The 14,046-nt window shown below is 64.0% G+C and carries 9 protein-coding genes and 1 pseudogene; 7 read left to right on the top strand and 3 right to left on the bottom strand.

Annotated elements, in window-relative coordinates:
* Positions 1 to 931, bottom strand: a pseudogene (locus EAH86_RS20105) (IS256 family transposase); the annotation flags it as partial.
* Between EAH86_RS20105 and EAH86_RS20985 the strand changes: the two are divergent.
* The 7 genes from EAH86_RS20985 to EAH86_RS20070 all read left to right on the top strand — a co-directional run bounded on the left by EAH86_RS20985 (position 890) and on the right by EAH86_RS20070 (position 12,400).
* Positions 890 to 1,300 carry a nuclease-related domain-containing protein gene (locus EAH86_RS20985; RefSeq protein WP_338325265.1) on the top strand — a complete coding sequence of 137 codons (411 nt, stop codon included), beginning with the start codon at positions 890 to 892 and terminating at the stop codon, positions 1,298 to 1,300. The pseudogene EAH86_RS20105 and the gene EAH86_RS20985 overlap by 42 nt on opposite strands.
* A gap of 417 nt (positions 1,301 to 1,717) precedes the next feature.
* Positions 1,718 to 2,698 carry a translation initiation factor IF-2 N-terminal domain-containing protein gene (locus tag EAH86_RS20095; protein WP_161988729.1) on the top strand — a complete coding sequence of 327 codons (981 nt, stop codon included), beginning with the start codon at positions 1,718 to 1,720 and terminating at the stop codon, positions 2,696 to 2,698.
* Positions 2,699 to 3,216: 518 nt separating this feature from the next.
* Complete coding sequence (locus tag EAH86_RS20090) at positions 3,217 to 6,303, top strand: helicase-related protein (protein ID WP_161988728.1); 3,087 nt, start codon at positions 3,217 to 3,219, stop codon at positions 6,301 to 6,303.
* A complete protein-coding gene (locus tag EAH86_RS20085) occupies positions 6,300 to 7,916 on the top strand; it encodes an N-6 DNA methylase (protein WP_140744123.1) in 1,617 nt (538 codons plus the stop codon). The genes EAH86_RS20090 and EAH86_RS20085 overlap by 4 nt, the downstream gene beginning before the upstream one ends.
* On the top strand, positions 7,855 to 9,729 hold the full coding sequence (locus tag EAH86_RS20080; RefSeq protein WP_140744121.1) for a type ISP restriction/modification enzyme: 1,875 nt from the start codon (positions 7,855 to 7,857) through the stop codon (positions 9,727 to 9,729). Before EAH86_RS20085 ends, EAH86_RS20080 begins: the two co-directional genes overlap by 62 nt.
* The gene (locus EAH86_RS20075) at positions 9,729 to 10,826 is read left to right on the top strand and encodes a DUF3320 domain-containing protein (RefSeq protein WP_140744119.1); all 1,098 of its coding nucleotides are present in this window, start codon (positions 9,729 to 9,731) and stop codon (positions 10,824 to 10,826) included. Before EAH86_RS20080 ends, EAH86_RS20075 begins: the two co-directional genes overlap by 1 nt.
* Positions 10,823 to 12,400 carry a hypothetical protein gene (locus EAH86_RS20070; protein WP_241668480.1) on the top strand — a complete coding sequence of 526 codons (1,578 nt, stop codon included), beginning with the start codon at positions 10,823 to 10,825 and terminating at the stop codon, positions 12,398 to 12,400. The genes EAH86_RS20075 and EAH86_RS20070 overlap by 4 nt, the downstream gene beginning before the upstream one ends.
* A 193-nt stretch (positions 12,401 to 12,593) precedes the next feature.
* On the opposite strand, the gene EAH86_RS20065 is transcribed toward EAH86_RS20070, so the two are convergent.
* Together EAH86_RS20065 and EAH86_RS20060 are read right to left on the bottom strand one after the other, a co-directional pair.
* Positions 12,594 to 13,598, bottom strand: a complete 1,005-nt coding sequence (locus EAH86_RS20065) for an ATP-dependent DNA helicase (RefSeq protein WP_140744117.1) — start codon at positions 13,596 to 13,598, stop codon at positions 12,594 to 12,596.
* Positions 13,599 to 13,648: 50 nt separating this feature from the next.
* On the bottom strand, positions 13,649 to 14,046 hold a 398-nt coding region (locus tag EAH86_RS20060; protein ID WP_194150797.1), incomplete at its 5' end, for a transposase.

Raw genomic sequence — 14,046 nt, 5'->3', positions numbered from 1 at the left:
TAGCGGCGTTGTTCGGCCCATTCGTCGTGCTGTTCGGCCAGGACGGCGCCGACCAGGCGGATGGTGGCCTCGCGGTTGGGGAAGATGCCGACAACGTCGGTGCGGCGGCGAATCTCGCGGTTGAGGCGTTCGTTGGGGTTGTTGGACCAGATCTGGCGCCAGAGCTCTTTGGGGAAGGCGGTGAACGCCAAGATGTCCTCGCGGGCGGTCTCGAGGTGCTCGGCCACGGTCGGCAGCTTGCCGGCCAGGGCGTCGATGATCCGCTCGAACTGAGCGTGCACGCTCTCGGCGTTGGGCTGGTCATACACCGAGTGCAGCAGCGCCTTGACCCATGGCCAGGAGCTCTTGGGCGTGGCGGACATCAGGTTCGCGGCGTAGTGGGTCCGGCAGCGCTGCCACGACGCGACCGGCAGGGTCGCCCCGATGGCGTCGACCAAGCCGGCGTGAGCGTCGCTGGTGACCAGGGCGACTCCGGCCAGGCCGCGGGCGACAAGGTCGCGGAAGAACGACAGCCACCCGGCACCCGATTCGGTTGTGGCGGTGTGGATCCCGAGGACCTCGCGGTAGCCGTCGGCGTTGACACCGGTGGCGACCATGACCGCGATCTTGACCACCCGTCCGCCCTCGCGGACCTTCATCGTCAGGGCGTCGGCGGCCACGAACGTGTACGGGCCCTCGACCAGGGGCCGGGTGCGGAACGCGGCGACCTGCTCGTCGAGGTCCTTGGCCATCACCGACACCTGCGACTTGGACGTCGATTGGTTCTTTCCGGATCCCGGGAGCCGTACTCGGCGCCGCACACGTTGTCGGCCTGCGCGGACAACAGCGCATTAACGAACGTGCCGAGCAGCTCACGCATCAGATCGGGGCTGGCCTGGGCCAGCTGTTCGTGCAGGAACTGCTCGGGGTCGATAATGGGGGTCGCGGTCATCGTGGTGCCCTTCTTCGAGTCGGTTGTGAGAGATCACTCGAAGGATCACGCGGTGACCGCGCCTGCGTCAGCAGGACACGCTCACCGCCTCGTCGTACACCACTCTGCTGGACTCAACTACAAGGGGTGTGGGGTGAGCGGGCTACGGCCAACGCACTTCGGGCGCTTGAACGAGAAGGCTGGGTGGTTCTGCACGACCTTCCAGCAGGCCGAGGAAACGTCGATCACATTGCCATCGGGCCGGGAGGAGTCTTCCTGCTCGACTCGAAGCGGCTGGGTGGCTCGGCCTCGGTCGATGACGGGATTTTGACGGTGGAACGCTTCGGTGACTCCGACCTCACTTACACCCACCCTGGTCCGGGTCACTAGCTGGGACTCGCTCGTGAGACGCATGACCGAGTGAAGGCGGCCACTCGGATCAATCAGTGGGTGACGCCGGTCATGGTGATGTGGGGCGACTTTCCACAGCGCCTGGTGGATGGACGATGTGTCTACCTCCATGGTGAGGAATTGGTCGGCTGGCTTGCCTCTCAACCCCAGCGCGTCGCAGCGAATCGGGTCGGGCAGCTGGTTGAGGCGGTCCGCGGCGCTTGGCAGTCTGTGCCGGCTACAGTCGTCAGCCCCAAGCGATGGGAAGACGGCACCTCGTGAGGACAGGGCGCCGTTGCAAGCCGCTGCGCATCGGATGAGTCCCTGGCGAGCGTCCCTAGGGGCGCAGGTACGCCTGTACAACGAACGCGGTCCGGACGTGGCATCATTCGAGCGGCGGCAACCGTGAGGGGAATCATGCCACGTATTCCAATAGCCGCACTGGCTCGGGAACTGAACCTACCGATCGCTACGCTGTTGACCCAGCTCGTCATGATGGGTCTCGAAGCCAGGACGGCTAGGTCGAGCTTGGACACCGACACCGCCGAGCGGGTAAAAGCTGAAATTGGTTCGGGCGGGGTGGGCCAGCAACCTGGTCTGAAGGCCGTCCCGACTCATACCGAACGCGACGTACAAGTTCTCTCAGGCGTCCGCGTTTCCCGCCTACCATCGAAGATCCCGGCAGCACCGCATCGAAGGCGTGTGATAGCGGTGGCCTCGCCGAACTTTGGGGAGTTGCGGACCGCGGATGAACAACAGTCAGTCGCGTTGATCATCCCGCCCACGCGACCACCTTCTAGTGAGCTAGACCTATCCCTGTACCGTCGAGGGCTGCTCGAACCGGGGATGGTCCTGATTCAAAGCCCATTGGACAACACTCGGTACCAGCCGCTCGACGATGCCGCGGAGTCGTTCGCCCTTGACAAGTTGCTCCTCTATGACCGCGTTGCAGGCCTGTTGGGCGCAACGAAGTTCTCAGTGGAGGAACTGCTTGTTCAGTCGGATGCAGGCAGTTTGTCCGTGCGTGGCGGGGCGAAGGCTCCGATCGGTCAGGCGAAGGGCCATTTCGACAAGTCTCAGAGCGACAAGTTTCAGCGTTTCATGGAAGTTGGTTCGACAAACGCGGCAGGACCTCCGGACGTTGAGGCTGCGCAGCGCTTGGTCGATGATGCCGGACTGGCGTCGGAACCTACTCTGAGCCACCTGATCGCCGTTGTGCGCGACGGTGTGCGTAAGAAGACCCAGACTCTCCGCCTCAATCTGACGAGGGAAGTTAGTCGAACCTTGGATCTCGGCGCTGAAGTGAGCAACCAAATCAAGATCGGTGGCTCCGGCGGAGTAGAACGTCGACATGACCAGGTCAATGACGTCCAGATTCTGCTAAGGGTTGAGTTCTGAGTGTTCCCGATGGCGGCCGCCGATTGGGAGGATGGTCCTCGCGGCTGCCGCACCCCAGGGAACTAGGAGCGAGCGGGACGCCGGGCAGTCCTTACTTGGACCATGACCACGCGTCCGCGCCGGTGCCCGCCGGGGACTCGTGGGCGTCACGGCACGGTATGCGATTCCCTGGCGCAGGTAGACCACCGCTTCCTACCATGGAGACGCTACTTGTGGTCCGCCCGCGGTCCGTCCGGTCGACCGCAGCGCATCCCCTACTTGCAAGATCAGCTGGGTGCGGTCGTTATGAGTCGGCCTCTCCTGAGATGCGTTTGCCAGCCAACACTGAGGGTGCTTGTTGGGCGGGGACGGCGGCAGTGCTTCGCTGCACGATGCTCGCAAGACTCACACATGTTCGTGTCGTCGAGCGCGCCTGACGGCTAGAAGTCGAACTTGACCCCCTTGGTCCCCAAAAGTCCGGTCGTTCGATCGGCTGAGCCAATACAGTGCAGAGGAAATCGCGAGCAGGGGAGAACATTGTGGCGTCACCAGAACAGTTCATCGTCGACAACACCGACGAGGACTGGAAGGCGCTTCAGTATGTCCGCGAATGGTGCGACATCAGCTCAGCGATCGACATCGCCACGGGCCACTTCGAGATCGGCGCCTTCCTCGCGCTGGACGGCGCGTGGCAGAAAGTCGACAAGATCCGTCTCCTCATCGGTGGCGAGACGAGCCGGACCACGGCCGATGCCATTGCCGCCGCGCTCGACACCTCAATCCTCGTCGAGCGTCAGACCGGCGATGCCTTCCTCACCGGCGTTGAGGCGGTCGTCGACGGCGTCCGCACCGGCAAGATCGAGATCCGCGTCTACAAACTGAAGAAGTTCCACGCCAAGGCCTACATCACCCACAGCAAGTTGAAGGTGGTCGGCTCTGCGGCCCTCGTCGGCTCGTCAAACTTCACGCGACCCGGCCTGACGCAGAACGTTGAGCTCAACGTGAGGTTCCAAGGCCCCGAGGTCGCGGATCTTCAGGAGTGGTACGAGCAGCACTGGGACGAAGCCACTCCGGTCGACCCGGAGCTGCTTGCGGTGCTAGAGCACAACGTCCGCGAGTTCACGCCGTTCGAGGTTTATGCCAAGGCGCTGCACGCGCTCACCGCGAACGTCGATCCCACCGACAAGACGTGGGAGGAGTCCGAATCTGTCATCTACCCCCTGCTCGCGCCCTACCAACAGGAGGGGTTTCACTCTCTGATCGAGATGTCACGGCGGTGGAACGGCGGCCTCCTCACCGACGGCGTCGGCCTCGGCAAGACGTTTGTGGGTCTGATGCTGACCGAATACTTCGCGGTGCGTCACCGCAGGAACGTCCTCATCATGGCCACCAAGACCGGTCAGGACGCCGTGTGGAACCCCGAGCTCAAGGATCGGTTACCCGAGCTGTTTGGCCAGTTCTCCAATGTTCTGGTGCGTGCGCACACAGACCTGACCACCCAGAAGGGTGCCGATGAGATCGAGCACCTGGCCAAGCGGGCCGACATCATCATCATCGACGAGGCGCACAACTTCCGGAACCACGGCAAGAACCCCACTGAGGAGAACCCGTGGGGATCTCGATGGTGGCGGATGCACGAGATTTGCAAGGGCAAGACCGTCTTCCTGCTCACGGCAACGCCGATCAACAACTCGCTCTTCGACCTCGTCCACCAGGCCGAGCTCTTCACCGGCGTGGACGCCGACAGCCACTTCCCGAGCATCGGCATCAACAGCCTGCGCAAGTACGTCGTCAGCCTGGAGAAGCCGTTCAAGGCGGCCGTCCCCGACGCCACCGTGATCGCTGACCTGATGGCCAAGGACAAGCTGTTCCAGTCAGTCATCCACCAGAACAGCCGCAAGTACGCTGTGGAGAGCGCCAAGGTGGCCGGCGGCGCCGAGGTCGTCTTCCCTGAGACCCAGGTCCCTCGCGTCGTGCCGTACGACTTCGGCACCCTCTACTCTCCGCTGTTCACGGAGTTGCAGAATGCCTTCAGTCGCGCCACTCCGTTGTTTGTGCTGCCGATGTACTACCCGTTGGCCTTCTCGACCAACAAGGACATCGACACACGAGCTGAGAATCGGCAGCGTCAGGTGGTCGCCCTGATCCGCACCATCTTCCTCAAGCGGTTCGAGTCGAGCCTCGCCGCGTTCGCTGGCTCGTGCCTCGACTTAGCGGCCAAGGTGCTCAGCTGGCTCGACGTCAACACCAAGGTCGAAGCCGACCAGGAGGTCCGCCTTGCCGACTGGCGTGCGGTCAACGAGCCAACCCTCAAGGCGATCCACGATCGCTACCGCTCGACTCTGGAGGAGGTCTGGCACGAGGAGGACCTCACCGAGGAGGAGCTCAACGAGCTCGACTACAACCTCGTCGGCGGTGAATACAGGCTGCACGACATGATCGATGCCGCCTTCGAGGACCTCGACCAGCTTCAGCGCTTCATGGACCTGATCCTTGGTGGTGCTGGCGTGGACGACAAGTACCTGCGCCTCCGTGACCTCCTGATGGGCCAGCCGAAGGGCGCCAAGGAGAAGCTGGACAAGGACGTCTTCACCCCGGAGTTCCGCAAGGAGCCGGTCATCGTCTTCACCGAGTTCGCCGACACGGCCCGATATCTGGAAGAACGACTCGCGAAGGACGGTCTCGCCGACGTCGACCGCATCGACGGCACGCGCGGCAACGACCGCTACGCGATGATCAAGCGGTTCGCCCCCTTCTACAACAAGGTCTCGGCGGCGGACCGCAAAAAGCTAGCCCCGCTCCGTGTCCTGGTCTCCACCGACGTGCTTAGCGAGGGGGTGAACCTTCAGGACGGCACCCTTCTCGTCAACTACGACATCCACTGGAACCCGGTCCGCCTGATGCAGCGCATCGGTCGTGTCGACCGCCGCATGAACCCGCAGATCGAGAAGGAACTCGTCAAGGAGAAGCCGTCGGCGAAGAAGTCGCGTGGCCACATCCAGATCCGCAACTTCTTGCCGCCTGCTGATATCGAGGCCCTGCTCACCCTCTACAGCCGCGTCCAGAGCAAGACGCTCATGATCTCCAGCACGCTCGGGATCCCGGGTGGAAAGCTCATCGACGAGTCCGACATGTACGACGACGTGAAGGTTTTCCAGGCGTTCAAGGACGAGTACAACGGCGACATCGCTCCCATCGAGGAGCTCCGCCTCAAGTGGCTCAACCTGGTGAAGGAGAACCCTGAACTGGATGAGTTCGTCGCTCGACTCCCGGATGGGATCTCCACCGCCAAGGACGGCGAGCCGTCTGGTGTCTTCATCTGCCGTCGCGTTCCGGTCCACACCAAGGCCGCTGACAACGACGCCGAAGCCGAGTGGAGGATCGAACCAGGCGAGATCGAGTGGTCGCTCCGCACGGCCGATGGGGTCGAGCGCGCGGTGCAGGCGGTCGACGGCGCGATCACCGCCGACACGAGCACGCCCGCCCTGGCGTTCAGCGACCGCTCGAAGCTCCACGCATCGCTTCGCGAGTTCGAGCGAGACGAGACCAAGCGGCTCCGCAAGGAGACCCAACTGCCGATGGATGCCCCGACGCCGAAGACGATTTGCTGGATGGAAGTGCGATGAGCGCGAACGAAGACCGCCTCCGCCAACTCCTCAAGGCGGCCCCGCAGTCGACCGACCACCTGCTCACGTTGCTGCTGGACGGGCTGGATTGGCCCATCCCCGACGGCCTCACGTGGGACGACCTGCAGCTCGAATGGGAGCCAGAGGAACTGCACCTCGACCCGGAGAAGGTCGCCAAGGTCAAACACATCTCCCAGATCCCCCAACTCAAGAAGGACCAGGACTTCGGAGTCTGGGTGCTGGAGTTCGACGGCGGACGCCTCCCCGTCGGAGCCATCCGCCGCCTGGTGCAGCGCCTCGTCAAGAACGAGCGTGCTCGCAAGGGCAGAGGCACCCACGCCCAGTGGGCGCTCCCCGACCTGCTCTTCTTCTGCCTGTCGCAAGGTCAGGAACACCTCCTGCACGTCGTCAACTTCCGCGAGATGGACGGCAAGCGGATCCTCAACGTCCTGTCGTGGAGCAGCGAGCCCACGTCAGCCCGTCTCGATCTGTTGATTCGCCGCGGTGTCCCCGACCTGTTTTGGGGGTCGCCCGACGGACCGAAGATCGTGCTCAGCCCGGAATTCGGCCATGGATTCCGGGGCTACCGCGAGGGCATCAAGTCCGCCAAGACATTGTCGGCCCGTATGGCCGAGGTCGCCCAGGACGTCCGCGACGAGGTCCGGGCGCTCTACGAGGTAGAGACCGAAGGCGGTCCGATCCGAGAACTGTTCAACGATGTTCGGGAGCAACTGCTCGGTAATCTCACCCCCGAGCGGTTTGCCGACGTCTACGCCCAGACGATGGTCTATGGCCTGCTCACCGCGCGCATCGCACACCCCGAAGAATTCAAGGCCGACCAGTCCGTCGCAGCGTTGACCTTCGACAACGAGTTCCTCGATGCGATCTACTCGCGCTTCCGCGACGACTCCGACGGCGTCATCGACGTCGACGAGCTCGGCCTCAACGAGCTGGCCGAGCAGCTTGCCATAACCGATGTCGACGAGCTCCTGGCCGACTTCGGCGCCGACAACCAGCGCGACGACCCGGTCGTCTACTTCTACGAAGAGTTCCTCGCACAGTACGACCCCGAGCAACGCAAGAACCTCGGCGCGTTCTACACACCCCTGCCCGTTGTGCGCTGCATCGTCAAGATTGTCGACGATGCCTTGAAGTCCTTCGGGCTTCCGCTCGGTGTCGCCGACTCGACGACCTGGGCCGAGTACATCGCAGCCCACCCCGGGATTGAGATCCCCAACCGCTCAAAACCCGAAGATGCCGTCGTGTCAATGTTCGACCCCGCCAACGGGACCGGCACCTTCCTCGTCGAGTGGCTGCGCCAAGCGAGACGGAATGACAAGAAGGACGGCGAGGCTGCCGCGCTTGCCCACGCCTCGGCGTGTGAGATCTCGCTCGCGTCCTACGCCGTGAGCCACCTCAAGGTGTCACTCGACATCTCCGATGACCTACGCGAGACGGTGCGGCTACCGATCTACCTCGGCGACACTCTCGGCTCCAAGCACCCTCACGTCATCGAGGCGCTCGCGGACCCCATCAGCATTGAGGGCGCGCATGCCGACGAGGTCAAATACGACTGGAACCACAACGTTCCTGATCGGCAACCCGCCTTATGACCGCGATGCAAGTGCCCAAGGCGGGTTCGTACTCGACCGAACAGAGAACGGGCGCTCGCTGTTTGACGACATCCTTGACGACGCGAAGCAGAACGTGATCTTCAGCCACACGAAGAGCCTCAACGACCTCTACGTGTACTTCTGGCGCTGGGCGATCTGGAAAGTTTTCGAGGTGAACACTGGCCCTGCGGTCGTATCAATGATCACCTCGTCCTCATGGCTTACCGGCGCCGGCTTCCTTGGGCTTCGGCGGCTGGTGCGCGAGGTTGCAGACCAGATCACCATCATCGACCTGGGTGGGGCCGGTCGCGGGGCCCGTAAGGAGGAGAACGTCTTCGACATCCAGACTCCCGTCGCGATCGTGACCTTGACTCGCAAGGGGGGCTCGGATCGCTCTGTCCCTGCAGCAGCTCGATACCTCAGGGTCAGCGGTTCGCGCCAAGAGAAGCTGTCTGCTCTGCAGGAGCAGGCCGCTGGTACGGCTCAAGCAACATGGACGCCCCTCCACTCCGACTGGTACGCACCTCTCAGCCCCCCTGCAGGGGACGAGGATTGGCAGACATATGTCGCTGTCGCCGACCTTCTCCCGTGGCAGCAGCCGGGTTGCAGCTGGGGACGGACCTTCCCCATCGCGCCCCAGGCGGAAGTCCTTGAAGAGCGCTGGAGGCGCTTCGTCTCGACCGCTGACGTGAAGGATCGCGAGGGCCTCTACGCCGCCGCCAACTCTGGGAGGAACGTCCACACCAAAGTTGGCGGACAGATCCCTTTGGCAAACGAGCCCACAGGAGCCTCGGGGCTTCCGCTCGTCCGGTATGGATACCGTTCATTCGACCGACAATGGGCATTCTCAGACCCCCGATTCGCAACACTCGAGCGGCCGTCGCTCTGGTGGTCAGTCAGCCCGAAACAGGTCTTCCTAACCTCGATGATGACGAATCCCTTGGGCCATGGACCTGCGGCAACCGTCACAGCATTCGTTCCTGACTTCCACCACTTCTGCGGACGAGGCGGGAAGGACGTCATCGCGCTTTACCGAGACGCCGCGGGCACCCCGAACGTCGATCCCGCGGCCCTGAGGCTCCTAGGCAACAAGCTCGGCTTAACGATCACGGTCGAGCAGCTCTTCGCCTACACGTTCGGGGTACTCGCCGGCGCTGACTACACCGAGCGCTTCCATGAGGCGTTGGAGACGCCGGGACCTCGCGTGCCCCTGACCGCAGACCCCGAGCTCTTCCGCCGCATGGTGGCCCACGGGGAGGAGCTCATCTGGCTCCAGACTTTCGGCGAGCGTTTCCGTGAAGGCGAACTGCCCACCGCAGGCATCACATGGAACCCCAAGCCCTCCCGCCTCCCGGAAGCGAAGACGGATATCAAGTACGACTCCGCAACCGCGGCCCTCCGCGTGGCCGACGGAGTCCTGACCGGGGTGCCCGAGCAGGCTTGGGCGTTCGCAGTCAGCGGAATGGGGGTCATGCCGAAGTGGCTCGGCTACCGAATGGCGAAGCCAACCGGTAAGGCGGCATCAAGCAAGTCGTCACTCGACAAGATTCGCCCGACCACCTGGTCATCGGAGTGGAGCACGGAGCTTGTCGAGATCGTTGCCGCGATCAAGGAGACTGTTGCACTTGTTCCTGCCGGAATTGCTCTGCTGGACGAGATAGTCACCGGACCGCTCGTCGCCGCAGACGAGCTCCCGCCGGTACCCGACGCGCTGCGTCAGCCGCCGAAGGCAGCCAAGGTCGCTGCGGGGCAGGAGGGGTTCACCTTCGATGACGGCATGCTGCCAGGGACCCACGAAGGGGGCCTCTTCTGATGACCTTCAAGCCCAACCTCTCCGTCAAGGAGAGCCTTGACCACCTAGCCTCGCGCCTCGATTCGATCATCGCGGACCGTCTCGCGGCGAACCTTGGCGGTCACCCATGGACGGTTGTGCTGGAGATCCTCGACCAGAAGAAGGGCTTCACCAGCGGCTACAAGTACTGGGCCCACGACCTCCAAGCGCAGCTTCGCATGCTCACCGAGCGGCTCGGCGACTTCGGCTACCCGTTCGATGACCAACAGCGCACTGTGAGCACTATCGGCAACGAACTGCGCATCGTGCGCAAGCAGATGGCCCACATGTACGCATTCAATGTCGACGAGGCTTTCCGCGCCAGCGACTTCGCCGTCCGCTTGCTGGAACACTTCGGGGACGCCGATGGCCTAGAAGAAGCGAAGCGCATCCGCCGCGAAGCCCTCGCCGCCCTTGCGGCTCAAGAGGGCGTGACCGAGCATGTCGCAGCCGAGGCAATCTCGGCGCCGACATCGACCGTCGACCAGCCGCCCGCCCCCCCAACCGTCGAAGAGATCGAGTCCGTAACGCCTGACCCCGAGGTGCTCGTCAGAGAACCCAGCGTCATCGGCGATAAGCGCCTGGGGTTCGAGCCATGGACCGTCGTGCAGGTCGGCGGGATCGAGGTGCTCGACGAACTGCCGAAGAAGGTGGCGAAGGAGAAGGTGCGCGCCGTAGCAGTCGAGATCGCGACCTACGAAGGCCCGATCCATCTCGACCGCCTCACCGACAAGACGGCGCAGTCATTCGGTCTCCAGCGGGTCCGCTCCAACCGTGAGAAGAAGATCTCCTACCAGATCCAGCAAGCCGGGCTGTTCGTCGATGAGGACAAGTTTGTCTGGCCGCGAGAAATCGATCCGGCTGCCTGGGCCGAGTTCCGCCCCAACGACAGCACCGTCGACCGCCCCTTCGTCCTCGTCAGTACCGTCGAGATCGCCAATGCTGCCCGCTTCATCCAGACGAAGCACCCCGGCATCTCCGACGACGAGCTCGACGTCTCCGTCCTCCAGACGTTCGGCCGCAAGCGCCGAACCAAGCAACTCGCCGCTCACCTCGCCAAGGCGAAGGAGCTGATGTGAGCGTCCTCTACCGCGCCATCTGGACCGACGAAACTAGCAGCGCGAACCTCGATGACCTTCGCCATTGCGCTGCGGCCTGGGCGCAGGAAACCTCGGAGCCCGCACCGCTCGTGGAGGGGCAGACCGAGCTCGACATCTCCCAAGGTCGTCGCCGTCGCATCGACTACCACCCCCTCGCCACCGGGGCTTTCGAGCTCACGGCAAGCGACCAGAAGCTTAGCGGCGCAACGGTCTGGACGACCGTCATCCGCGCTGTCGCGGATGACAAGGGCGTCCACACCCTCGTCGAGAATCAAATGGAGTCCGACGACTTCACTCTCCGCGTCTCAGTCGGGCGCCCGAAGGTCGTACACGAGTTGTTGGGGTTGTCTAGGAGGCCAATGCTCGGGACCAGCTCCCTCCTCACCGAGCCCCAAGCCATCCCGGCGGCTGGCATCGACCTTCTCACCGATCTCTTGGCAGCGCCCGGCCGGACCCTGCCCGTGATTGTGTGCTCCGAACCGGGCGGCGACCACGACGGCTCTTGGCTGACCTGGGCCAGCAGGATTGCCTCGCGCTCGGAAGGTGTGGCCGCCGTGGTCACTCTCGACTATGACGCCGTCACCGCATTTAAGGAACTCCTGGGCGATCTCGCCATCTGGGGCGGCGGCATTCGAGTCTACGCACCGATCTCGGTTAGCCCCTACTCCGATGGCTGGCGCCACCGCTACTACCTGCGGGCTCGCTTGCAAGAGGGGAACCAGGCAACTATCGACCGGATCGTCTACTCAGTAGCGCAGTTGTCGGCTCGTCGGCGCGTTCCCGAAGTGTTCGCCGTCTTCTCAGAGCGGACCGGGCTACCGGCCGACGCCCTCGACGGAATGATCCCTACGGCCGAGATGGAAGCCGCGCGTGAGGAATGGGAGTTCGACCGTGACCTGGCGGTCGCTGAGCACAGCGAACTTGAGAAGGAGCTCGCCAGAGCCACTGGACACCTTGCGCGGCTGAAGGATGAACTCCTCTCAAGAGGTTTGGGCGAGATCCTCTGGGGGACTCGGCACGAAGTCGCCGCAGTCATTCCCGACGAAGTCCAAGACACATCGGAGGCAGTTCTGGCCGCGCGGACGTATCTCTCGCAGTGGCTCAGCATCCCGGATTCTGCCCCACAAGAACTCGATGACATCGACACCGCCCCCAACTCGTTCGCGTGGGGCAACACCACCTGGCGTGGGTTGCGTGCGCTCGCCGCCTACGCCGAAGATCGGGCTAACGGCTGGGACAAGGGCGGATTCTGGGAGTGGTGCGCCGAAGGTCCGCTTCTCGGGTGGCCGGCAACGACCAAGAAGCTCGCGATGAGCGAGAGCGAGACCGTCCAGAACAGCTACAAGCTCCGCCGGACGCGGGTCTTCAAGGTCGGCACTACGATCGATCCCTCCGGCGTGATCACGATGCTCGCACATTTGAAGATATCCGAGGGTGGGGGCAATCTCGCCCCGCGTGTGTACTTCCACGACGACACCAAGGGTCTGACCGGGAAGGTCCACGTTGGGCTCGTCGGCCCCCACTACCTCGTCCCGAACAAGTCGACGAACTGACGGTGCGCCGCCGATGACCCCGAGTACGACCTTCACCTGCGGCGGGACCGAGGCCGCGTAAGCCGGCAATCGCGGCCCTGTCTGCGACCGCTGATGCCAACTCCGTTGGTGAGGAACGTCTTCTCGCCGTAGGCGCCCCAGCTCCGCCTACGGGTGGGCCCGGCTGCGGACCGCGCAGGAACTCGTTTCGCCCTCATAGCTGACGTGTAGGCGGGTCGTGGCGTGCCTCATGCACGGCCGCTCCCTCCCATTCCATCCGACGCGCCCAGGTGGAAGCTCTTTCTGCTTCTCGCACGGTTGTCGCCGAGGTTTCGGCGCCGCTCGTAATGATGACCGCTCGGAGCACGTCGATCGGCTCGACCGCCACCGCCCCGCCGTGGCCGGTGGCGGCGTCTGGCTCGTTCGCTGTGTCGACGTAGAGGTGGTTAGTTTCTCGTCCTCGGGTGGCCATCACGTAAAGCGGCTCGCGCTGCGTCGCGGCGCTGACGTACGCATGAGCGGTGTCGACGGTGCGGCCTTGGGCGCGGTGTGCGGTGGTGGCATAGCCGAGCTCGACGTGCTCGGAAACATAGTCCGCGGGCAGAGTCGCGAACGGGCCTCCCCTCGGTCTCTTAACCTGCACGCTGCCGTCGTCCCTGATCCCGTGCACGATCCAGTCGTCGCCGTTTTTGACCCACCCACGCCCCGAGGCCAGCGCGCGCTGGTTGAGGCGGGTGACGACGACATCGCCTACCGCGATGATTGTGCCGTCCGCCAGTTGAATTCCGTCGTGGACGACGTTGCCGGTGGCAACACGGTGCATTCGGGCGCGGGCGTTGAGGTCGGCCACCGTCGCTATGTCAGCGGCAAGCATGAGCGAGGTCCGCCCGGCGGTGGTGTCGGTGCGCCACGCATCGAAGATCAGGTCGAGCATGTCCTCCCGGCCCCCAGATTCGACCCGGCCGTGCTGGACGTAGCTGTCGACGACGTCGAGGTTGCCGGCGCGTAGCTGGAAGGTGGCTCGGCGCTCCCACTCGTGGCGAAACCGGTGAATCTCGTGCAGGGTCGGGGCGTCGGGGCCTCGGTCGTCGGCGATGAGCTTGAACGCGCCCCCAGCTTGGACGGCTGACAGCTGGGCCCAGTCGCCGACGAGCAGGACTTTCGCACCGACTTGGCGGGCCTGCATGGTGATGTGGTCGAGGTCCTTGGTGGCGGCCATTGAGGGTCAAGTCCCGGGGCGTGGTGTACGTCGGTGATCCTGTGATCGGGTCAGGCGCTGAGGGCGCCGATGAGGGTGTGGGTGTCCTCCTTGGGGTCGGTGTCGGCGGTTAGGACGTCTCGTGATCGGGCCAGGGCCTCGAGTCCGATGTAGCGGCGTTGTTCGGCCCATTCGTCGTGCTGTTCGGCCAGGACGGCGCCGACCAGGCGGATGGTGGCCTCGCGGTTGGGGAAGATGCCGACAACGTCGGTGCGGCGGCGAATCTCGCGGTTGAGGCGTTCGTTGGGGTTGTTGGACCAGATCTGGCGCCAGAGCTCTTTGGGGAAGGCGGTGAACGCCAAGATGTCCTCGCGGGCGGTCTCGAGGTGCTCGGCCACGGTCGGCAGCTTGCCGGCCAGGGCGTCGATGATCCGCTCGAACTGAGCGTGCACGCTCTCGGCGTTGGGCT

The organism is Pedococcus bigeumensis (assembly GCF_006438965.1).
In the GTDB taxonomy this organism is placed as follows: domain Bacteria; phylum Actinomycetota; class Actinomycetes; order Actinomycetales; family Dermatophilaceae; genus Pedococcus; species Pedococcus bigeumensis_A.
The sequence above is the reverse complement of the archived record's forward strand: the minus strand, read 5'-3'. Positions and strand labels throughout refer to the sequence as shown.

Coding starts and splice junctions, on each gene's coding strand:
- EAH86_RS20095 (WP_161988729.1), top strand. CDS start 1,718: ATGCCACGTATTCCAATAGCCGCACTGGCTCGGGAACTGAACCTACCG.
- EAH86_RS20085 (WP_140744123.1), top strand. CDS start 6,300: ATGAGCGCGAACGAAGACCGCCTCCGCCAACTCCTCAAGGCGGCCCCG.
- EAH86_RS20080 (WP_140744121.1), top strand. CDS start 7,855: ATGCCGACGAGGTCAAATACGACTGGAACCACAACGTTCCTGATCGGC.
- EAH86_RS20075 (WP_140744119.1), top strand. CDS start 9,729: ATGACCTTCAAGCCCAACCTCTCCGTCAAGGAGAGCCTTGACCACCTA.
- EAH86_RS20065 (WP_140744117.1), bottom strand. CDS start 13,598: ATGGCCGCCACCAAGGACCTCGACCACATCACCATGCAGGCCCGCCAA.